Genomic DNA, 20,285 nt, shown 5'->3' with positions numbered 1-20,285 from the left:
GTGCTCACCCTGCTCAAGCGCGAGATCACCTCGCTGGTCCTGTGGCCGGCGACGTACCTGATCGCGGCCGCGTACATCGTGATCTCGGGGATCCTGTTCATCGACCTGGTGAGCGCGAACGACTCCGCGGACCTGGAGTCGTACTACGCGAACACCGTGAACACGCTGCTGGTGCTGTGCCCGATCCTGGGGGCCCGGTCGCTGGCCGAGGAACGCGCGAGCGGCGCGTTGTCGATCAGCCTGTCCTGGCCGATCTCGCGGACGGCGATGGTGGCCGCGAAGTTCGTGGCGAACACGCTCATCACCTGGCTGGTCGTGTCGATCTCGTGGATCTACTACATCCGGCTGGACGCGATCGCCGAGCCCGAGTTCGCCCGCTCGATGGGCGGGTGGATCGGACTGCTGCTGCTCTCGGCGATGTTCAACGCGGTTTCGCTGGCGATCTCCTCGCGGATGAACACCTCGGTGGGGGCGGCGTTCCTCTCCTTCGTCGTACTGCTGGTGCTGCGCCTGATTGCGTTCCTGCCGGAGAACCTGCGGGAAAAGGTGGATCAGTTCGGTCCGCTCGACCGGCTCAACCCGATGCTGGACGGAGTGCTGCCGGCCGAGGACGTCGCGTACTTCGTCGTGCTCTCGATCGCGGCGCTGGCCGTGGCGGTCTACAGCCTGGGGCGCCGGCGGGCCGGCAACGACCGCCGGGTGCTCGCCCAGCGGGCCGCCGCGGTGGTCGGGGTGACGGTGTTCGTCGTCGCCACTCCCGCGGTGGCCGGGGCGGCCTCAGGAGAGATCGACCTGACGCCCGGCAACCGGGAGACGATCTCCACGGCCACCAAGGAGGTCCTGGCTCAGGTCGGGAAGGTCCCGATGACCCTGACCGCGTTCTCCCCGACGGTCAGCCTGGAGGCCTCGCAGGCCCGGGCGACGGTGCGCAAGTACGCGGCCGGTGGGGCGAACATGCAGGTCCGCATCATCGACCCGGACATCTCCCCGGCGCTGGCCCGCGCGTCCGGCGTCATCGATTACAACGACTACCTGCTCGAGGTCGGCGGGAAGACGCAGGAGATCGACGACCTCGTCGAGTCGACGGTCACCACGGCGATCGCCCACCTGGCGCAGACCGACCCGCCGCTGGCGTGCTTCATCCAGGGTCACGGCGAGCGCCGGATCAACGACATCCAGCCCGAAGGGCTGACGTCGCTCGCCGCGCGGCTGCGGATCATCGGGTGGAAGACCGGCGAGGTCTTCCTCTCCGGCCGGGGTGGCCAGGAGCTGCTGCGCGAGTGCGGCGTCGTGCTCGTGATGGGCCCGCGGTCGACGATGCCGAACCGCGAGCTCCGGATGCTGCAGGACTACGCCCGGGGGCAGGGCCGGCTCATCGTCGCGGCCGACGCGGTGCGCGGGGACGTCGAGCAGCTCAACCAGCTGATCGTCCCGTGGGGGCTGAAGCTGGGGACGAACCAGCTGCGTGACCCGCAGTCACTCGCGGACGACCCCGCGGCCATCGTGTCCTCGCGCTACCCGTCGGCGTCGTCGGTCGTCGACACCCTCAACAAGGACGACACCCCGGTGGTGTTCAGCGACAGCCTCTCGATCGACAAGGCCGGGCCCGACAGCGAGGAGGGCCCCCAGGTCGCGGCACTGGTCCAGAGCTCGCCGAAGAGCTACGAGGTCGACGCCACCGGCAAGCGCATTCCGGGGACCGAGGGCGTCCACACCCTGGCCGGGTTCACCTACACCCCGGAGCGTGAGGCGGCGGGGGAGACTCCGCGGCTGAGCAGCACCCGCGTCGGGGTTCTCGGCACGGCGGACGTCGCGTCGAACCAGTACCAGAAGTCCTTCGGCAACCAGGAACTGATGGTCCGCCTGGTGCAGTTCATCGCCGGCAACGACGTCATCATCTCCGCCTACCGCGACGTGGGGCAGAGCGCGCAGTTCCAGATCACCGGCGACCAGCGCAGCTCGCTGATCCGGCAGACGGTCGTCCTGCCGACGCTGGCCGCCTTGGTGTTCGTGCCGTTCGTCTTCCTCCGGTTAAAGCGGGGCTGACCGTGCGCGGACGGCTCCCCGGAACCCTCGTCGGCCTGGCTCTCCTGGCCGGGAGCCTGACCGCGTGCGGTGACGACTCCTCGGGCGCGGTGGACATCGCCGCGATCCCGGTGCCGGCCGAACGCATCGCGTCCGTGACCTACACGGCGGCGGGGAAGTCCGCGACCTTCACGACCCGCAACGGCCTCTTCCTTCCCGGGGACGGCGCCACGGCGGAGTCCGCGACGCTGCTGAACGCGTCCACGACGGCGTTCCCGGTCAACGCGTACCGGACCATGACCGACGTCGACGCCGCGACCCCGGACTTCGGGCTGGTCTCCACCGCGGCCTCCCGCCGCGTCAAGGAGTGCGGCGCCGGCTGCGCGATGACGGTGACCGCGACGGACGGCCGGACGTATCAGCTGAGCGTCGGCGCCCGAACGTTCAACTCCGCCGGGTTCTACGCCGCCGTTGAGGGGGACCCCCGTGTCTTCCTGCTGATCAACGCCACGGTCGCGCAGATCATCTCGTTCGCGACCGGGCGGCCGTTCTCGTTCCCGCCGACCAAGCAGGAGCTCGACCTGCAGGCCCGGCAGGACCGACTCGCAGAGGAAGCACAGGGTCGCGGAGACCCCGCCCGGAACTACGATCCGTTCCTGAGGCAGGTGCTCGCCGCCGAGGAGGATCGCAAGGCCGCTCGGGAGGGCAAGCCGACGGGTGCGCTGGTGCGAGCGGCGACGTCGACACAGGATCAGCCCGGCGGCGCCAAGCCCGAGGGTGAGCAGGCGGACGGCGAGCAGGCGGAAGGAACGGACCAGTGAGCGGACGAGCATCGCGGGTGCGCAGGGCGGCAGCCGCCGGGGCGGTCGCGCTCTCGCTGGCGCTCTCCGGTTGCGGCGGGGACTCCGAGCCGTCGGTCGCGGCGAACGTCGAGGGCACCGAGATCACCTCGGCGCAGGTCAACGAGCTCTACGACGTCTTCGCGCGGACCGACGCCGGCGCCGAGAGTCTCCAGGGCGCCGGCGGGGTGAAGGTGGACCCGGCCCAGATCCGCGCCACCGCGCTGTCCTACCGGATCAAGATCGCCTTCATCGAGTACCTCGCCCAGCGCGAGGGCGTGAAGGTGTCCGACGACGCCACCAAGGACGACGTCTACGACGAACTCGCGCAGATCGGCAGCCTCAAGGTCTCCGGCTACCAGGGCCAGGACCTCAAGGTCGCCGCGCGGATCGAGGCCATCAGCAAGGCCATCGCGGCCAAGCTGCTGCCCGAGGTGTCGGTGACGAAGGAGGAGCTGCAGAAGGCTTACGACGAGCGCAAGGACATCGTCGGCAAGAGCTTCCGCGCCACCACCGGCATCGCCTTTATGGACAGCGAGCAGTCCGCCCTGGCGCTGAAGAAGGAGCTCGACAAGGGCACCGACTTCACTCGAGCCTCCGACGCGGCCGGTGACGTGGTGCTCGCGGCCCAGACCGTCGACATCAACCCGATCACGCCGATCCAGGCCGACATCATCGAAGCGGTTCGGAAGCTCGATCCGGGTAAGACCAGCGACCCCATCCGATACGACATAGGTGACGTGCCGGTGTACGCGGTCCTGCACCAGATCAAGCGCAAGGACCTGCCGGCGCTGACGCTCGAAGAGGCAACTCCGGAGCTGAAGAAGATCGTCATCGATCACAAGCGGTTCCTCGTGTTCGACGACTGGCTCAAGAAGCAGTACCTGACGGCGCGGATCGAGGTCGACAAGTACTACGGGAAGTGGAACCCCACATACCAGGCGGTGGTCTGATTGATCGTCACGAGTGCTCGCCGGCGCCCGGTCGCGGCGCTCGTGACGATGGCCGCGGTGCTGCTCGGCGCCGTGGCCGCCCTCCTGCTCACGCCGGCCTCGGCCGCGGCGGCCGAGAACCCCGAGAACATCAAGGTCACGCTGACCCGCTCGGAAATCGTGACCACCAACCCGAACAACATCACGATGGACATCACCATCGTGAACACCGGGACGAAGAAGCCGCCGGTCTACCGGTACGGCGTCTTCCTCAACGCCCGTGAGGGCGACGGCGAGTCGATCCTCGAGGAGCCGGAGAACTGCCAGCAGGTCTCCGACAACGACCCCGAGGTGACCCCGGGGATCTACCGCTGCTCGGTGATCGTCAACAACCCGGGTGCCTGGACGTTCACCGCGTTCGTCAACCTGCCGACGGAGACGGGGCAGCAGCAGCTCGAGGTCGTCGAGTCGACGATCGACATTCCCGACGCCGTGGTGCTCGAAGGCCAGTTCAAGGGTCTGCGGTACGTCGTCGAGGGCAGCTCGTTCGAGGTCTTCCTGCTGCAGTTCCACGTCGTCATGGCGTTCGCGTGGCTGATCCTGGCCGCCGCCATCGCGTTCGTCGCCGTCCCACGGCTGCGGCGCATGCTCTCGACGCCGGCGCTGCAGACGCTGGAGGTCCGGCGCTCGGTCCTGACCAGCGGCATGTGGGTCTGCTTCGGTGGCACGCTGATCACGGGTCTGTGGCTGCTGGGGACCCAGACCGCCTACGACGCGCCGTTCTCCACCAGCAACTTCTCGTTCTCCGACTACGACAACATCACGCGGCTGCCGTACGCGGCGATGTACTTCAACGCGCTCTACCTGAAGATCCTCGTCTTCCTCGCGATGGGCGGGGCGAACATGGTGCTCGCGATGGAGGCCGCCCGGCAGGCGCAGGCCGCCCAGGACGCCGCGCTCGCCGACGAGGACGAGGTGGACATGTGGGCCACCGGCGTCCACTTCGACGAGTTCGGTCACGTGCTGCACGACGAGACGGCGGCGACGTCGACCTCGCGCACGGCCGTCGCCACGCGCGCGCCGGCCGTACCCGAAGGCGTGAGTTCGCGCACGTTGTGGGCCTGCGTGGCGGTCATGGTCGGAGGGACCGGCGTCGTTGGCGTGTGCGTAACAATCCTGAAGTACTGTCACGACCTGATCGAGACCGCGAACGCGGCTCGGATCCTCGGAGGGTAAGGACATGCGAATTCGTCAGGGTGTCGCCGTCGGTCTGGCGGCCATCGGGTTGGCCGCTCTCGGCCCCGTCGCGACGCCGGTCTCGGCGCACAGCGGCGGCAAGGCGGTCGTGCTCGTCGCGGACCTCACCCTGACGCCGTCCGGCAACTCCTGGACCGCGAACACAACGCTCGTCGACGGCGACTCCGGCTCCCCGATCCGCGGTGCGGCCGTGAAGGCCATGCTGGGCACTCCGGCCAAGGCACACGACCTCGAGCCCGGCTCGACGCTCGGCAACTACACGGGGACGCTCGGTGCCCTGCCGGCCGGCCCGACGCACCTGGAGCTCCAGGTGCGCACCCTGCCCGGCTCCGAGCCCGTCGTGCCCTACACCAACGCGTGGGACTTCGAACTGACGGCGGGTCAGCCCGTTACGGTCGCACGGGAGACCGCGGGCGGGGGCGGCAGCAAAATCGCGCTGATCCTCAGCGTCGCCGGCGCCGTGATCCTGCTGGCGCTGATCTACGGCCTGTTCTCGCTGCGGCGGCGCACCGCCGGGCCGCGCATCGAGCGGTAGGCGCGTCAGAGCGCGTTGAGGTTCTGCAGCCGGACCTCGCCGCGGGCGATCAGCTTGCCGCCGTCGTCGGAGATCTCGACGAGCCAGAGCTGCTGCGACCGGCCCCGGTGGATCGGCGTGCCGGTGCTGATCAGGCGCCCGCCGCGGAAGCTGCGGATGAAGTCGGTGTGGTTCGAGACGCCGACCACGGGGCCGCCGTCCCAGAGGTGAGCCCCGATGCTGGCGGCCGTCTCGACCAGCGCGCAGTGGACGCCGCCGTGCAGGACGCCGGCCGGCTGGTGGTGCCGCTCGTCGACCTCCAGGCTCAGCACGACCCGGTCCGCGCTCGCCTCGACCACCGTGGCCCCCATGAGGTCCACGAAGCCGCGGGTGGCCTCGGAGATCGGAATCCGGCCCTCGATGCGTTCGGTGCTCATGGGCGGCGAGCCTACGTGGGCGGTGCCCCGAGGCTGCCGTCCCGGGTCGCCAGCGCGAGCAGCACGATCGCGGACGTCCAGCCCAGCGGGGCCACCGACGCGGGCGCGCCGTCGTTCGCGACCTTCTCCGGGAACGCGCCGAAGCCGGTGCGGTGCTCGGTCAGCCAGGTGAACCAGTGGGTGAACGACTCCTCGTCGTCGCGGCCGGCGGCGGCGAGCGCGAACAGGGCGGTCGACGGAGTCCAGGCCACGTCCCCGACGCGGGGGATGTTGCCCGGGCGCAGGCCGCCGGAGGGCATCCGGAGCTCGGCCTCGGCGCGCCGGACGGCGGCAGTGACAGCGTCGGCGTCGGCGTCGAGCCGGGCGAGCGGCGCGGCCAGGAACGTCACCGCGCTGTCCGGCCCGGCCCCGCGGACCGGGTGCCGGCGGTACCCGGTTGCGCCGAACCGCTGCTGGATCGCGGCGGCGAGGCGGGTCGCGGCGGCGCCCCAGCGGCGTTGCGCGTCGGCCTCGCCGAGGTCGCCGGCGAGGGCGGCGGCCGAGCGCAGCCCGAGGAGCAGGGGAGCGGCGATCCCGATCGTGGGCCGCCGTTCAGGCTGCTCCCAGTAGTCCGACGAGGGGCGGGGCAGGCCGCTGTCCGTCAGCGACCCCACCGCCGCGTCCGCCGCGCGCCGCAGCATCGGCCAGAACTCGCGGAGGGCGTCGGTGTCGCGGGTGATCGCGTCGCTGTCGTTCCGCGGCGGCGCCACCCGCCACCACGACCACAGCGCCCAGGGCACCCAGCCGACGGCGTCGAGCTGGCGCGCCCGGCCGTCGCGGACCGGCCTCCCGTCCGGGTGGTACCGGCTCACCCACGTCCCGTCGTCGTCCTGGACCCGGGTGAGGAAGCGCAGCACGGCGCGGGCCTGGTCGGGGTGCCCGGTGGCGGCGAACGCGGCGGCGTGCCAGCTCGCGTCCCGGGGCCAGACCAGGTGCCAGGGGCCGAAGGGGGAGGCGACCGAGGCTCCGTTCGGGTCGGTGAGCAGGGCGAGGTCGAGCAGGGCGCGGGTGGCGACCTCGCGCTCGGCGTCGGTGCGGCCGGGGATGATGCCGGCGCCGAGCCAGGCCCGGGTCGCGTCGGCGAGGGCGGCGTGGTCGACGGGCGTCGTGGTCGGGACGACCGGGTAGGCGCCGGTCGGCAGCAGGTCGCCGGGGCCGGGCAGGGGCGCGTCGGCGAGCAGGCTGGTCCCGGGGAGGTAGGAGCCGGACGCGTCGGGCAGCAGCGTCACACGGAACGCGCCCGGCCCGAACGCCGAGCCCGCGACCCCGGCCGAGTACAGCGGCGGCCGGGTCTCCCGGGCCGCCCCCGCCCCGGCCGCGCCGGCGGTCGCGAGCGTCACCGCCAGCACGGCAGCCACCGCCCCACGCATGCGGTGAGCATAGGGAGAGCCGCGGGGTCCGGGACCTGTCGGTGGCGTCAGTCAGACTGCGTGCGTGCTCCTCGACGTCCTGGCGCGGACCTCGGCCGAGGTGGCCGGGACGTCGGCGCGGTCGGCGAAGATCCGGCTGATCGCCGACTGCCTGCGCGCGGCCGATGCCGCGGACGTCCCGATCGTCGTCGCCTATCTCGCCGGTGAGCTGCGCCAGCGCCGGACCGGGCTCGGGCCCGCCGCGCTGCGCTCGCTGCCGCCGCCGGCCGCGGAGCCGACGCTGACGGTGACCGAGGTCGACGCCGCGTTCGCGACGATGGCGGGCCTGGCCGGCGCCGGGTCGTCCACCCGGCGGGCGGAGCTGTTCCGGGACCTGGTGGGTCGCGCGACGGCCGTCGAGCAGCGGCTGCTGGCCGGGCTGGTGGCGGGGGAGCTGCGGCAGGGCGCCCTGGACGGCGTGATGGTCGAGGCGGTCGTCGCGGCCTCGGGCCGGCCGCCGACGGAGGTCCGCCGCGCGGTCATGGTCGCCGGGGCCGTCGGGCCGGTCGCGGAGGCGGCGCTCGCGGCCGCCCCGGACGCGCTCGCGGCGTTCGGCCTGCAGGTCGGCCGCCCGGTGCGGCCGATGCTCGCGCAGTCCGGGACCGACGTCGAGGACGCGCTCGCGCGCACCGGCCCCGCGGCGGTGGAGTGGAAGCTCGACGGGATCCGGATCCAGGTCCACCGGGACGGGGACGACGTCGCCGTCTTCACCCGGAGCCTCGACGAGATCACCGGCCGGGTGCCGGAGGTCGTCGCCGCGGTGCGCGAACTGCCGGTGCGGTCGGTGATCCTCGACGGCGAGGCCATCGCCCTGCGCCCCGACGGGCGCCCGCTGCCGTTCCAGGCGACGGCGGCCCGGAGTGCACGGCAGCGCTCGGAGCGGGCGGCGCCGGTGCCGCTCACGCCGTTCTTCTTCGACTGTCTGTCCCTCGACGGCGTCGATCTGACCGGGGCGCCCGCGTCCGCGCGGCGGGCGGAGCTGGAACGCATCGCGCACCCGGGGCTGCTGGTGCCGCGTGCGGAGGTGACGTCTACCGAGCAGGCCGGGGACTTCCTCGCCGCGGCCATCGCCGCCGGGCACGAGGGCGTCGTGGTGAAGGCCCTCGCGGCCGGCTACGACGCCGGGCGGCGCGGGGCCGGTTGGGTGAAGGTGAAGCCACGGCACACGCTCGACCTCGTCGTCCTCGCCGCGGAGTGGGGCCACGGGCGGCGGCGCGGGTGGCTCTCGAACCTCCACCTCGGGGCCCGCGACCCGGCGGGTGGGTTCGTCATGCTCGGCAAGACGTTCAAGGGGCTCACCGACGCCCTGCTGGAGTGGCAGACCGAGCAGCTCCTGGCCCGGGCCGTCCACCGGAGCGACTGGGTCGTGACGGTCCGGCCCGAGCTCGTCGTCGAGATCGCGTTCGACGGGGTGCAGACCTCGCCCCGCTACCCCGGCGGCGTCGCGCTGCGCTTCGCCCGGGTGCTCCGGTACCGGGAGGACAAATCCGCCCAGGAGGCGGACACGATCGACGCAGTTCGCGCGATACATGCGCGACAGGGGTGACGGATGTGACGATGGACCTCATGCGGATCTGGGGGCGGAAAGCAGCGGTGCTCGTCGGTGGCCTGACGGCGGTCGCAGTTGTGGGCGGGATGCTGCCCGCGGAGGCGGCACCGGCGGCGCGCGGTGCGAAGACGGCGATGGCGCCGGTCACGAAGATCACCCCGGCGAAGGGCTGCGTCGTCCTGACGCCCGGGATGAACGGCGTCAAGGTCCGGATGGTGCAGCAGCGGCTCGGGCTCCCGGACTCCGCCTGGGAGACCATGGACGCCCGGACGCGCAACGCGGTCAAGAAGTTCCAGCGCGCCCGCGGCCTCGCCGTCGACGGCGTCGTCGGGCCGAAGACCTGGGCGGCCATGGGCTTCCGCGAGGACTTCTGCATGGACCGGTGGACGGCCAAGCCCGCGCTGCCGCTCACCGCGACCGCCACCGAGCGGCGCAAGACGATGATCACGTTCGCGCGCACCTACCTCGGTGCCGAGTACGTCTGGGGCGGGGCCGGGAAGGTCAAGTACGGCATCGACTGCTCGGGCCTGGTGCTCCAGGCGCTCTACCGCGCCGGCCTCGACCCGCAGCCGATCACCGTCGACAAGCACGTGCTGCCGAAGTACCGGACCAGCCTCGAGCTCTACCGGCACTCCGGCTTCGCGCACTTCCCGGTCGCCGAGCGCAAGCGGGGAGACCTGATCTTCTACCGGAGCAACGAGACCGGCCGCGTCAACCACGTCGGGATCTACCTGGGCAAGGGCAAGATCCTCGAGGCCGTCTCCGGCCCCGACACGGTGCGGATCGGCAAGGTCACCACCTACCGGTACAGCCAGACGATCATGCCGACGGTCGTCCGGCCGTTCTGACGAGCCATCAGATGGAACTCGCCTTCGACGGCCCGGTCCTGGAGTGGCGAGGTCCTTCTCCGTACTTCTTCGTCGAAATCCCCGAGTCGGTGTGCGCCGACATCGCCGAGGTCGCAGCGATGGCGACCTACGGGTGGGGCGTGATCCCGGTGGAGGCGACGATCCGGGGCCGGACGTTCAGCACGTCCCTGTTTCCCAAGAACGGCGGGTACCTCTTGCCGCTGAAGGTTGCGGTCCGCAAGCCGTTGGGCCTCGACGAGGGTGACGTCGTCGCCGTGGAGATGACGATCTCGCTGCGCAGTTGAGCCGTTTCCGTGGTGAGGTGGGTCCATGCGGATCCTCGTCACGGGCGCGACGGGCAACATCGGACGGATGGTCGTGGGGCACCTCGTCGAGGCCGGCGGGTGCACGGTCCGGGCGCTGACGGTGGATCCCGCCCGTGCGGCGTTGCTCGACGGTGTCGAGGTCGCGGTCGGCAGTGTGCGACGGCCCGAGACTCTGCCGGCGGCGCTGGAGGGCGTCGACGCGTTGTATCTCGCGCCGGCCCCACCGACCGTGGCCGCGGTGATGGAGCACGTCCGCGCCGCCGGCGTCCGGCACGTCGTCGACGTGGAACTGCTCGACCGGATCGCGGCGGCCCTGGGTCGGCCGCTGCAGTTCGTCCGCGCGACCCGGGACGAGACCGTCGCCGTCCTCGAGCCGGTGATGGGCAGCAACGCCGGGTGGTACGTCGACAACGTGCTCGGCGGCTACAACGCCCTCGGGGTCGACCCGGTCCCCACCGTCCCCGAGGTCACCGGCCGCCCCGCCACCACCTTCGCCACCTGGGCCACCACCCACGTCCACCGCTTCCGGTGAGCCGTTCGACCGTTAGCCTCGAATCATGGCGGTGAGGTGGCAGCCCGTCGCGGCTGTTGTTGCCGTTGCTGCGATGGGACTCGCCGTTGCGGTTGCCGCTGCGGACGTACCGTCCTCCGCGCGGATCCTGCCGGACGGCACCCATGGGAACGGGCCCACTGAAGCCCTCGCGCGATGGAACGCGTTTCCGGTCACGGCCAACCCTCGGCCCTTGGTTGTGTTCGACCCGATCGAGTACGAGGTCAGTCTCGACAACTCCGCGGAGGAGAACGGGTTCAGCCGTGGGCTCTGGACAATCCCCTCATCCTTGCCGGAGGGTCCGGGGACTCGTGGCGGCTACGAGGTCCTCTCCGCCCGCGCCGCGGCTGAGCAGATCCGACACTCCGTGCTCGGCGACGTCGACGAGGAACTGGACGGCATGACCATCCCGCCGCGACCCATCGCGCTGACGTCCGCCCGCCTGGTCGAGCGGCGATTCTTGACGGACCGGGGATCAGCCGTACTGCCCGCGTGGGAGTTCGAGTTCGAACCCCGACTGGAGGCGTCAACGGTGGTGCTCGCGGCGACAGGGAACGCCGTCTTCGCCTCTCCGGCGTTTTCGGCGGCGGACGGTGTCGCGGTCGTCTCTGCCGACGGTCACTCGCTTGTCTACCGGTTCACCGGCTACGCGCCCGGTGCTGGGCCCTGCGAGGCGGAGTACGCCCCGCTGGTGCAGGAGTCCGCGACCGCCGTCGCAATCGGGGCGCTGGAACGCTCCGGCCGGATGGAGGTTGGCGAGGGCTGTGCGGACGTCGGCCACAGTCGCGAGATTCGAATTGGTCTCGATCAGCCGCTGGGTAACCGTGGCCTGATCTCGCACGGACGGGGAGTGCCCATCCAGGTGCTGACCCGTGAACAGGAGGCAGCCAAGGAGCGGGCAGTCGCTGAGTTTCGGGACTGCGTGGCACGAGCGGAAGCCGCCGCGTGCCTTCGCAAGATCACCGCTCTCGGTACGGTGCGGATGTCCGATCTGCAGGCAGGACCGCGGACGGCCGTTGAATAAGGGGTGACACCCCTTGTTGAACGCTTCGGTCGATCGTCTGGTGCGTGACGGGGCGTCAGAGACGTTATCGGTAAAGGATGACCGCTCGTCGTAAAGGCCGCCGCGGAGCCGTGGAGCCAGATCCGCGGCGGAAATGAACTGTCGGACCCGACCTCTAGATTCAGCGACATCACGAGGAGTCCGACGGCGAAAACAGACTGTCGGACCTGGGTTCTAGGTTGACGGTGATGACGGGGACATCGACAGCAGCCACGTCCACGCCGAGCGCGTGGCAGGTTTCGCTCGGCCTCACGCCGAGTGAGGGCGAGTGCGCGTCGATGACCGGGGCCGAGTCGGTCGCGGTGTTGCGCGCCGGCCAACGACAGCTGAACGCCGCGAACGCCACCTGGCTGGCGATGGTGGCGGAGGTCGGGTCCCGGGGCCTGGACTCGCAGGACGAGGTCGTGCGCCTGGCGGCCCCGGATCGCTGGGGCGCCGATGAGGTCCGCACCGCGCTGCGGATCTCGGCCTACACCGCGAACGAGCTGCTGGACTTCGCCTGGGCGATCGTACGGCGCTTCCCCAAGCTGCATGCCGCGATGGCCGCCGGCGAGTTGAGCATCGAACGGGCCCGCGTCATTCACTTCTGGGTCCGGGACATGAGCGACGAGTACGCCAACACCGTGATCGATGAGGTCCTCGGGCACTGCTCGATCGACGCCGAGCGCCCGTGGACCAGTGAGCAGCTCGGCACACGGTGCCGCAAACTCGGCATCCAGCTCGACCCGGACTGGGCCCAACGGCGCTTCGCCGAGGCCCACCGCGAGCGGCGGGTGATCTCCTGGCGCAACGAGGACGGCACCGCCACCCTCGCCGCGCAGAACCAGGACCCCGCCCGGGTCGCCGCCGCGATCGCGCGGGTGCGGAAGCTCGCGGATGACGCCAAACGAACCGGGGACCCGCGACCGCTGGATCACCTGCGCTCGGAAATCGCGCTCAACCTGCTGGACGGCACCTACGCCGGGTTCACCGACGAGGCGATCCTCGCCCACCTCGCCGCCACCCGCCCGACCGACGTCGAGACCGACGCGGGCGACGAGACCGACGCGGGCGACGAGACCGACGCGGGCGAAGAGTTCCCGCCGGAACCCGAGCAGGAACCCGAGCCCGAGCCCGAGCCCGAGCCCGAGGCCGAGCCGGAGGCAGCGCCCGAGCCGGAGGCAGCGCCCGAGCCGGAGGCGGCGCCCGAGCCGGAGGCGGCGCCCGAGCCGGAGCCCGCCCCGAGCGCGGTGTCTCCGCACCACGGGGTGCAGCTGACCGCGAAGGTCTCCACCCTGCTCGAGTTGGACCGGGACCCGGCCGAGCTGGCCGGGCAGGGCCCGGTGCACGCCGAGTACGCCCGCGACCTCGCCCACCGACTGGCGGCGGGGCAGTGGCGGTTCGCGGTCACCGGCCCCGACGGGTACGCGATCTCCTCCGGCCTGGTCGCCGCCCGACCCGACGGGTGGGAACGACGCCGCTCCAGCGACCACGGCATCGTCGACCTGCTCATCCCCGCCACCCTCCTGCAAGCGCTGCTCGACGGCACCGTCACCGGTGAACACGCACCCACCTGGCGGGCCGTGCTGGTCGAGATCGGCCGCCAGCACCTCCTGGCGACCGCAGGATCGGACGACCCGCCCCCGCCGGAGGACCCGGACGACGCGGACACTGCCGAGGCGCGCCGGCGCTTCCCCCGCCAAGCCCTGCGCCGGGACACCCAACTGCGCATGACGACCTGCCAGGCCCCCGGCTGCCGACTGCCCGCCGCGCGGTCCGAGATCGACCACACGATCGACCACGCCCGCGGCGGACTGACGCTGGCCGGGAACCTCGGCCCCCTCTGCGAGCACGACCACGACCTCAAGACCAAAGGCGGGTGGCAACTGATCCGCCTCTCGGACCAGAAAGTCCGCTGGATCACTCGCCTCGGGGTCAGCTACGACGTCGAGATCCCACCCCTGATCGACCCCGACCCACCCGGCCGGCCCCGCGCCCCCGAACCCGAACGACCAGCACCCCGCCCCGCACCCGACGAGCCAGCCGCCTGAGGCTCCCGGGGCGATCAAAGCCGCCCGAGGCCGCCCCGGGGCGCGCGGCCGAGAAACGAAGAAACCGCAGGCCTCAGGCCTGCGGTTCCCGCTGGTGCGCCGCGAGGGACTTGAACCCCCAACCCGCTGATTAAGAGTCAGCTGCTCTGCCAGTTGAGCTAGCGGCGCGCGAGCGGTGTGAGGCTAGCAAACGGGTGAGGCTTCGGTGAAACCGGTTGGCGCGTCGCGCTTCGAGGTCGTCCGGCCAGGCAAGATCGGGGAGCAACGTCAGCGGGATTCCGCGGTCGAGCATGTCGAGAGCCAGGTACTCGCGAGAGCCGTCGTGAGGTCGTCGGTTGCAGCTACCCATGTCATACAAATCGGTCGACACCGGCCGAATCCGTAGCGCCCGAACGGGTGGAAAGCAACCACATCGCGACACGGCGTGTCGGGCACACGGCTGAACGCGTGAGGCGAGCGGAAATGCGTGAGGCGGGTGGGAGCTGTTGCTCCCACCCGCCTCAGCGTTTCCGTCTGGGGTGAGCGACGGGACTTGAACCCGCGGCCACCGGGACCACAACCCGGTGCTCTACCAGCTGAGCTACGCCCACCATGACCGCCGCAGCGGCCAGCAGAGTCTACCCATGCCGCAGCGGGGTTCGTGACCGGTTATGCGGTCGGCTCCCCGGAGGCCGGGCTCGGCTCGGCCGGAGACGGCGCGGGCGGTGGTGAGGCGTACTTCGCGGCGATCGCCTTGGCGGTGGAGGTGTCCGGCCCGGGGTCGGGGACGAAGACGGCCTCCCGGTAGTACCGGAGCTCGGCGATGCTCTCCCGGATGTCGGCCAGCGCCCGGTGGTTACCGGTCTTCGCCGGCGCGCTGAAGTACGCGCGCGGGTACCAGCGGCGGGCGAGCTCCTTGATCGAGGAGACGTCGACGATCCGGTAGTGCAGGTACTGGTCGACCTTCTCCATGTCCCGCGCCAGGAAGCCGCGGTCGGTCGCGACGCTGTTGCCCGCCAGCGGCGACTTGTTGGGCTCGGGCACCCACTCGCGGATGTAGGCGAGGACCATCTCCTCCGCCTCCGCCAGCGTCTTCCCACCCGGCAGCTCGTTCAGCAGGCCCGAGGAGGTGTGCATCGTCCGGACGATGTCCGGCATGGTCTCCAGCGCCGCGTCCGGCGGCTTGATGACGACGTCGACGCCGTCGCCGAGGATGTTCAGCTCGGAGTCGGTGACGAGTACCGCCACTTCGATCAACGCATCGTGGTCGAGGCTGAGCCCCGTCATCTCGCAGTCGATCCACACCAGGCGGTCATTCATTTGACCCACCCTAGTCGCGGGGCTCGGACGTCCTCCCCGGTGAACCGAGCTCGTCCAGGTGAGTGTCCGTCAGTGCCATCACCGCGACGGCCAGGACGACGATCCCGCTCAGCGCCCCCACCCACAGCGCCGCGGTCCCGACGCTGACGTCACTGAGCGCGATCACCACGAGCGCCACGACGGCCGCGAACCCGCCCCAGGCAACGGTCTCCAGCAGGACGCGGGGCAGCGTGGCGACCCGCTTCGCCAGGCTCACCCGCGCGGGCGACGCCTGCTCCGCGACCGGCGCCGGCTCGTCCAGCACGACCGTCGGAAGTTGGGTCGCCGTCGGTGCGCCTGCGGCGGGACGCGTGGCGGTCGGCCGCTCGAGCGTCGCGACCCGGCCGGGCGGGGGAGCCGGGGCCGGTTTCGGGGCCGGCTTCGGGGCCGGCTTCGGGGCCGGCTTCGGGGCCGGAGGCGCGGTGACCCGGACCGGCTGGGGTGCCGGGGGCGCGGGTCGCGGCGGCGGCTGCGGCCTGGGCGCCGTCGGCTTCGGGGGAGCCGCCTTCGGGGCCGGAACCGGCTCGGGTTCGGGGGCGGGGCGGGCGTGCCGTCCCCGGGGTGGGGCGAGGCGGAGGGGCTCGATGCCGGCCTCGCGCATCGAGGCCGGGGTGGGGAGCGGGGGCGGGACCGGCAGCGTCTGGGGTTCGACGTCGAGCAGGACCGGCACGGGGTCGAGGACGACATCGGTGGCCGGGACCGGATCCGGCGCCACTCCGACCGGCGGAACGGGAGAGGACTCCGGGACGGCTGGGGCGGTTGGGGTCGCGTTGGGGCGGCGGCGTCCCGAGGCGCGGTGTGAAGAAGCCGACCGGGACGTCGTCGCGCGATCGAGCGGACGCGCACCGGCCGGCGCGCTGTGCCGACCCATGAGGGCCACAGGATACGAACTATGGCCTTTGTGGGGCTATCAACGATTTGCCCGTTTGCGCTTTGCTCTACGACGGGGAACGTCGCCGCCGTGCCCGACGGCGGCGCGAACGCCCCGGAGGTCTGGTATGGCTGCGGAAGTCTCGGCCGGAAAGCTCGACGAGTTCGCCGACGGGGGCCTGACGCCCGTCGAGGTCAATGGGGAGTTCGGCCGGAAGAAGGTGCTCGTCGCCCGCACCGGGGAGTCGGTGTGCGCGGTGGTGAACCGGTGCCCGCACCTCGGCTTCTCCCTGACGAAGGGTCCGGGCGGGCTCACGTTCGACGACGGCGTCGTGCAGTGCGCGTGGCACAACTCGCGCTTCGACGTCTGTTCCGGCGAGAACCGCGACTGGGTGGGCGGCTTCGCCGGCCGCTCGATCCCGAAGTGGTCGCGCGGCATGCTCGCCCTCGGCCGCAAGCCGAGGGGCCTCGACACGATCCCGGCCACGGTGCGCGACGGCGAGGTCCTGCTGCAGATCGACTGACGGTCGACCGCGGCAGGAACCGGCGCCCCCGGAGAGATTCGAACTCCCGGCACGCGGAGTAGAAATCCGCTGCTCTATCCGCTGAGCTACGGGGGCATCGCGAATGACGCTCGAGGATACGCAGCCCGGGGCCGTTCTCCTTCGAGTTGTCCACAACGCGCACACCCCCGAAGTTGTCCACAGCACGGGGCGGTGGGGTCGGTCCGAGGGCGCAGGCTGTGTCCCGGCGGTCGGAGATGCCGACCGCCGGGGAGGAGCAGCACATGTCCAACGAGACCTGGGTGACCGTGTTCGGCGTGGTCGCGGCGGACGACCCGTCGCAGGCGGCGGGGGAGAACACGCCCGTGAAGTTCCGGCTCGCCAGCACGGTGTCCCGGAAGGGGGATGACGGGCTGTGGCGCGACGGAGTGACCAACTACTTCGACGTCGTCTGCTGGGACAAGCTCGGTCGCCACGTCCTTGAGTGCGTGCGCCGTGGTGACCCGGTCATCGTCCAGGGCAAGCTCGAGATCCGGGACTGGGAGACCGAGCGCGCCCGCGGCCGGTCGGTGCAGATCAACGCGAAGCACGTCGGCTTCGACCTCAAGATCCGTAAGGCCTACAGCCAGCAGCCGCCGGTGCGCTCCGCCTGGGCGGCCGAACCGGAGGAGACCCCGGTCACGGCCCTGGAGGGCGCGCAAACGCGGAGCGAGCCCGCGGCATAAAGTGCCGGGCGTGGCTGAGTTCATCTACACGTTCCGCAAGGCGCGCAAGGCGCACGGCGACAAGGTCATCCTCGATGACGTCACGTTGTCGTTCCTGCCCGGCGCGAAGATCGGCGTCGTCGGCCCGAACGGGGCCGGCAAGTCGACGGTCCTGCAGATCATGGCCGGGCTCCAGCAGCCCTCGAACGGTGACGCCATGCTCTCGCCGGGCTACACCGTCGGCATCCTGCTGCAGGAGCCGCCGCTGAACGAGGAGAAGACCGTCCTCGAGAACGTCGAGGAGGCGGTCGCGGAGACCAAGGCGATCCTCAACCGCTACAACGAGGTCTCCGAGCTCATGGCCACGGACTACACCGACGAGCTCATGGAGGAGATGGGCAAGCTCTCCGACGAGATCGAGCACCGCAACGCCTGGGAGCTCGACTCGCAGATCGAGCTCGCGATGGACGCGCTGCGCTGCCCGCCGCCGGACGCCGACGTCAAGGTGCTCTCCGGTGGCGAGCGGCGCCGCGTCGCGCTCTGCAAGCTGCTGATGGAGGAGCCTGACCTGCTCCTGCTCGACGAGCCCACCAACCACCTCGACGCCGAGAGCGTGGAGTGGCTGGAGCAGCACCTGGAGAAGTACCCCGGCACCGTCGTGGCCGTCACCCACGACCGGTACTTCCTCGACAACGTCGCGCAGTGGATCCTCGAGCTCGACCGCGGTCGCGCCTACCCGTACGAGGGCAACTACTCGACCTACCTGGACCTCAAGGCGCAGCGCCTCAAGGTCGAGGGGCAGAAGGACGCCAAGCGCAAGAAGCGCCTCGAGCAGGAGCTCGAGTGGGTGCGGTCGAGCCCGAAGGCCCGGCAGACCAAGAGCAAGGCGCGTCTCGAGCGGTACGAGGAGATGGCGGCCGAGGCCGACAAGTACCGCAAGCTCGACTTCGAGGAGATCCAGATCCCGCCGGGCCCGCGCCTCGGCGACGTGGTCATCGAGGTCGACCATCTGTCGAAGGGCTTCGGCGACCGCCTGCTCATCGACGACCTGAGCTTCACGCTCCCGCGCAACGGCATCGTCGGTGTCATCGGCCCGAACGGCGCCGGCAAGACGACGCTGTTCAAGATGCTGCTCGGGCTGGAGCAGCCGGACTCCGGCACCGTGAAGGTCGGCCAGACGGTCAAGATCTCGTACGTGGACCAGGGGCGCAGCAACCTGGACCCGGAGAAGAACATCTGGCAGATCGTCAGCGACGAGCTCGACTACATCAAGGTCGGGCAGGTCGAGATGCCGTCGCGTGCGTACGTGTCGGCGTTCGGCTTCAAGGGCCCGGACCAGCAGAAGCCGTCGAAGGTCCTCTCCGGTGGTGAGCGCAACCGCCTCAACCTGGCGCTGACGCTCAAGCAGGGCGGCAACCTGATCCTGCTCGACGAGCCGACCAACGACCTCGACGTCGAGACCCTGTCCTCGCTCGAGGACGCGTTGCTGGAGTTCCCCGGCTGCGCCGTGGTCATCTCCCACGACCGGTGGTTCCTCGACCGCGTCGCGACGCACATCCTCGCCTACGAGGGTGACTCGCAGTGGTTCTGGTTCGAGGGCAACTTCGAGGGCTACGAGAAGAACAAGGCCCAGCGGCTCGGCCCGGAGGCGTTGCGTCCGCACCGCGCGACGTACCGCAAGCTCACCCGCGGCTGAGGTCGGGGAGTTGCCGGCACACCTGGTCACCGTGCAGATCCGGTGGGTGGACATGGACGCCTACCGGCACGTGAACAACACGCTGTACTTCCGGTACTGCGAGCAGGCGCGGATCCAGATGCTCGGGTTCGAGGGTTCCGCGGAGGCCGAGCAGCGCGCGCGGACCCCGGACCCCGAGGCGTTGCCGACCGACGGCTTCGTCCTGCTGTCGGTCGACATGGAGTTTCAGCGACCGGTGGTCTACCGCGACACCCGCGCGGTGGACGTGCAGTCCTGGGTGACGCGCATCGGGAACTCGTCCTTCGACGTCGCGCACCGGATCGTCCCCGTGGGGGAGCACGGCCCGGACGCGAAGCCGTTCGCGGCCTGCACCTCCGTCATGGTCGCGGTGGACCGGGAGGCGCAGCGCTCCCGGCACCTGCGGCCCCGGGAGATCGAGATGCTGCGGAGCTACGAGGACGCCGCGCTGCCGGTGCCGCAGCCCGGCGGACGACGGGGGCCGCAGTGAGCACGGGCCGGAAGCACCGCACCGAGATCGAGGTGCGCTGGGGCGACCAGGACACCTACCAGCACGTCAACAACGTCGCCTACGCCGCGTACCTGCAGGAGGCCCGGGCGGAGCTGCTCGCGGCCGCCGGGGTGCGCGCGTCCGCCCACGCGCGGCACGGCACCTTCGTCGTGGCCCGGCTCAAGGTGAACTACCTGCGCCAGCTCACGTTCCGGCCGGCCCCGATCGCGGTGACGACCTGGGTCAGCGCGATGTCTCCGGCCCGAATCACGCTGCGCAGCGAGGTGCACGAGCCCGTCGACGACGGTCTCGGCCCGTACTGCACCGGCCTGACGGTCCTGGTGCCCTACGACCTCGAGGAGGACTTCCCGCGCCGCGTCTCCGAGGAGGAGCGCACGGCGCTGAGCCACTTCCTCGTCCCGGACCCGGACTGACGGGCCGGACCCGGACTAGCCCTCGACGTTCCGCATCGAGTCGGCGGCCATCTCGAAGTAGCGCCACAGCCAGCTCTCGAGCTCCGGCTCGGGCTGGAGCTTGTCCAAGGCGGCGCGCATGTGGCGCAGCCAGCGGTCGCGCATGTCGAGGTTGACCACGTACGGGGCGTGCCGCATGCGCAGGCGCGGGTGGCCGCGCTGCTGGGAGTAGGTCCCCGGCCCGCCCCAGTACTGCATGAGGAACAGCCGCAGCCGCTCCTCGGCGGGGGCGAGGTCGGGGTACTCCGGGTACAGCGCCCGCAACTCGGTGTCCTCCGCGACGCCCCGGTAGAACTCAGCGACGAGGTCGACGAAGAACTGCTCGCCGCCGACGCGGTCGAAGAAGTCGGCGGGCGGGCGGTCGAAGGTCATGCC

General features: G+C 71.1%; 21 protein-coding genes and 3 tRNA genes. 16 read left to right on the top strand and 8 right to left on the bottom strand.

The window, feature by feature from the left end; translation table 11 throughout:
• From SPOPO_RS0125795 to SPOPO_RS0125775, 5 genes are read left to right on the top strand one after another with little or no spacing between them, the layout of a single operon-like run.
• On the top strand, nt 1-2,046 hold the full coding sequence (locus SPOPO_RS0125795; protein ID WP_019878101.1) for an ABC transporter permease subunit: 2,046 nt from the start codon (nt 1-3) through the stop codon (nt 2,044-2,046).
• Nucleotides 2,047-2,048: 2 nt separating this feature from the next.
• A complete protein-coding gene (locus SPOPO_RS0125790; protein ID WP_019878100.1) occupies nt 2,049-2,846 on the top strand; it encodes a hypothetical protein in 798 nt (265 codons plus the stop codon).
• Nucleotides 2,847-2,863: 17 nt separating this feature from the next.
• Entirely contained in the window at nt 2,864-3,817 is a 954-nt protein-coding gene (locus SPOPO_RS0125785; protein ID WP_019878099.1) for a peptidyl-prolyl cis-trans isomerase, read from the top strand.
• Nucleotides 3,818-5,032, top strand: coding sequence for a hypothetical protein (locus tag SPOPO_RS0125780; RefSeq protein WP_019878098.1), 1,215 nt, complete (start codon nt 3,818-3,820; stop codon nt 5,030-5,032).
• A 4-nt stretch (nt 5,033-5,036) separates the two neighbouring features.
• Nucleotides 5,037-5,588 (top strand): hypothetical protein, encoded by a 552-nt coding sequence (locus SPOPO_RS0125775; protein WP_019878097.1) that lies wholly within the window; start codon nt 5,037-5,039, stop codon nt 5,586-5,588.
• A gap of 5 nt (nt 5,589-5,593) precedes the next feature.
• Here the strand turns inward: SPOPO_RS0125775 and SPOPO_RS0125770 are convergent, their stop codons facing one another.
• The gene (locus tag SPOPO_RS0125770) at nt 5,594-6,004 is read right to left on the bottom strand and encodes a PaaI family thioesterase (protein ID WP_019878095.1); all 411 of its coding nucleotides are present in this window, start codon (nt 6,002-6,004) and stop codon (nt 5,594-5,596) included.
• 11 nt (nt 6,005-6,015) lie between these two features.
• Nucleotides 6,016-7,413, bottom strand: a complete 1,398-nt coding sequence (locus SPOPO_RS31690) for a glycoside hydrolase family 15 protein (protein WP_084671554.1) — start codon at nt 7,411-7,413, stop codon at nt 6,016-6,018.
• A gap of 64 nt (nt 7,414-7,477) precedes the next feature.
• On the opposite strand from SPOPO_RS31690, the gene SPOPO_RS0125760 reads away from it, so the two are divergent.
• The 6 genes from SPOPO_RS0125760 (at nt 7,478) to SPOPO_RS33325 (ending at nt 13,818) form a co-directional block, all read left to right on the top strand.
• On the top strand, nt 7,478-8,998 hold the full coding sequence (locus SPOPO_RS0125760) for an ATP-dependent DNA ligase (protein ID WP_019878093.1): 1,521 nt from the start codon (nt 7,478-7,480) through the stop codon (nt 8,996-8,998).
• 11 nt (nt 8,999-9,009) lie between these two features.
• The gene (locus tag SPOPO_RS31685; protein WP_019878092.1) at nt 9,010-9,849 is read left to right on the top strand and encodes a C40 family peptidase; all 840 of its coding nucleotides are present in this window, start codon (nt 9,010-9,012) and stop codon (nt 9,847-9,849) included.
• A gap of 11 nt (nt 9,850-9,860) precedes the next feature.
• Nucleotides 9,861-10,154, top strand: coding sequence for a DUF1905 domain-containing protein (locus SPOPO_RS0125750; protein WP_019878091.1), 294 nt, complete (start codon nt 9,861-9,863; stop codon nt 10,152-10,154).
• A 25-nt stretch (nt 10,155-10,179) separates the two neighbouring features.
• On the top strand, nt 10,180-10,707 hold the full coding sequence (locus tag SPOPO_RS0125745; protein WP_019878090.1) for an SDR family oxidoreductase: 528 nt from the start codon (nt 10,180-10,182) through the stop codon (nt 10,705-10,707).
• Between the two features lie 25 nt (nt 10,708-10,732).
• On the top strand, nt 10,733-11,749 hold the full coding sequence (locus tag SPOPO_RS0125740) for a hypothetical protein (RefSeq protein ID WP_156870253.1): 1,017 nt from the start codon (nt 10,733-10,735) through the stop codon (nt 11,747-11,749).
• A 317-nt stretch (nt 11,750-12,066) separates the two neighbouring features.
• Complete coding sequence (locus SPOPO_RS33325; RefSeq protein ID WP_028985123.1) at nt 12,067-13,818, top strand: HNH endonuclease signature motif containing protein; 1,752 nt, start codon at nt 12,067-12,069, stop codon at nt 13,816-13,818.
• Between the two features lie 92 nt (nt 13,819-13,910).
• Here SPOPO_RS33325 and SPOPO_RS0125730 read toward each other — a convergent pair.
• From SPOPO_RS0125730 to SPOPO_RS35985, 4 genes are all read right to left on the bottom strand, one after another.
• Nucleotides 13,911-13,986 (bottom strand) — tRNA-Lys (locus SPOPO_RS0125730).
• Between the two features lie 346 nt (nt 13,987-14,332).
• Nucleotides 14,333-14,408: transfer RNA gene (locus tag SPOPO_RS0125725), tRNA-His, on the bottom strand.
• Between the two features lie 58 nt (nt 14,409-14,466).
• Nucleotides 14,467-15,117: an oligoribonuclease gene (gene orn, locus SPOPO_RS31675; protein ID WP_019878088.1), complete on the bottom strand. Its 651-nt coding sequence runs from the start codon at nt 15,115-15,117 to the stop codon at nt 14,467-14,469.
• Nucleotides 15,118-15,127: 10 nt separating this feature from the next.
• Entirely contained in the window at nt 15,128-15,871 is a 744-nt protein-coding gene (locus tag SPOPO_RS35985; RefSeq protein ID WP_028985122.1) for a hypothetical protein, read from the bottom strand.
• 283 nt (nt 15,872-16,154) lie between these two features.
• Between SPOPO_RS35985 and SPOPO_RS34935 the strand changes: the two genes are divergently transcribed.
• Entirely contained in the window at nt 16,155-16,550 is a 396-nt protein-coding gene (locus SPOPO_RS34935; protein ID WP_019878087.1) for a Rieske (2Fe-2S) protein, read from the top strand.
• Between the two features lie 23 nt (nt 16,551-16,573).
• Here the strand turns inward: SPOPO_RS34935 and SPOPO_RS0125705 are convergent.
• Nucleotides 16,574-16,646 (bottom strand) — tRNA-Arg (locus SPOPO_RS0125705).
• A 167-nt stretch (nt 16,647-16,813) separates the two neighbouring features.
• On the opposite strand from SPOPO_RS0125705, the gene SPOPO_RS31665 reads away from it, so the two are divergent.
• From SPOPO_RS31665 to SPOPO_RS0125685, 4 genes are read left to right on the top strand one after another with little or no spacing between them, the layout of a single operon-like run.
• Entirely contained in the window at nt 16,814-17,254 is a 441-nt protein-coding gene (locus tag SPOPO_RS31665; protein WP_169577230.1) for a single-stranded DNA-binding protein, read from the top strand.
• A gap of 10 nt (nt 17,255-17,264) precedes the next feature.
• On the top strand, nt 17,265-18,929 hold the full coding sequence (gene ettA, locus SPOPO_RS0125695; RefSeq protein ID WP_019878085.1) for an energy-dependent translational throttle protein EttA: 1,665 nt from the start codon (nt 17,265-17,267) through the stop codon (nt 18,927-18,929).
• 10 nt (nt 18,930-18,939) lie between these two features.
• Nucleotides 18,940-19,437 (top strand): acyl-CoA thioesterase, encoded by a 498-nt coding sequence (locus SPOPO_RS33315; RefSeq protein ID WP_019878084.1) that lies wholly within the window; start codon nt 18,940-18,942, stop codon nt 19,435-19,437.
• The gene (locus tag SPOPO_RS0125685; protein ID WP_019878083.1) at nt 19,434-19,871 is read left to right on the top strand and encodes an acyl-CoA thioesterase; all 438 of its coding nucleotides are present in this window, start codon (nt 19,434-19,436) and stop codon (nt 19,869-19,871) included. Before SPOPO_RS33315 ends, SPOPO_RS0125685 begins: the two co-directional genes overlap by 4 nt.
• 15 nt (nt 19,872-19,886) lie before the next feature.
• On the opposite strand, the gene SPOPO_RS0125680 is transcribed toward SPOPO_RS0125685, so the two are convergent.
• Nucleotides 19,887-20,282 carry a globin domain-containing protein gene (locus SPOPO_RS0125680; RefSeq protein ID WP_019878079.1) on the bottom strand — a complete coding sequence of 132 codons (396 nt, stop codon included), beginning with the start codon at nt 20,280-20,282 and terminating at the stop codon, nt 19,887-19,889.
• Nucleotides 20,283-20,285: the final 3 nt, after the last annotated feature.

Origin of the sequence: Sporichthya polymorpha DSM 43042 (assembly GCF_000384115.1) — a bacterium.
GTDB classification, from domain to species: Bacteria; Actinomycetota; Actinomycetes; order Sporichthyales; family Sporichthyaceae; genus Sporichthya; species Sporichthya polymorpha.
This window is presented reverse-complemented; position numbering and strand designations above follow the sequence as displayed.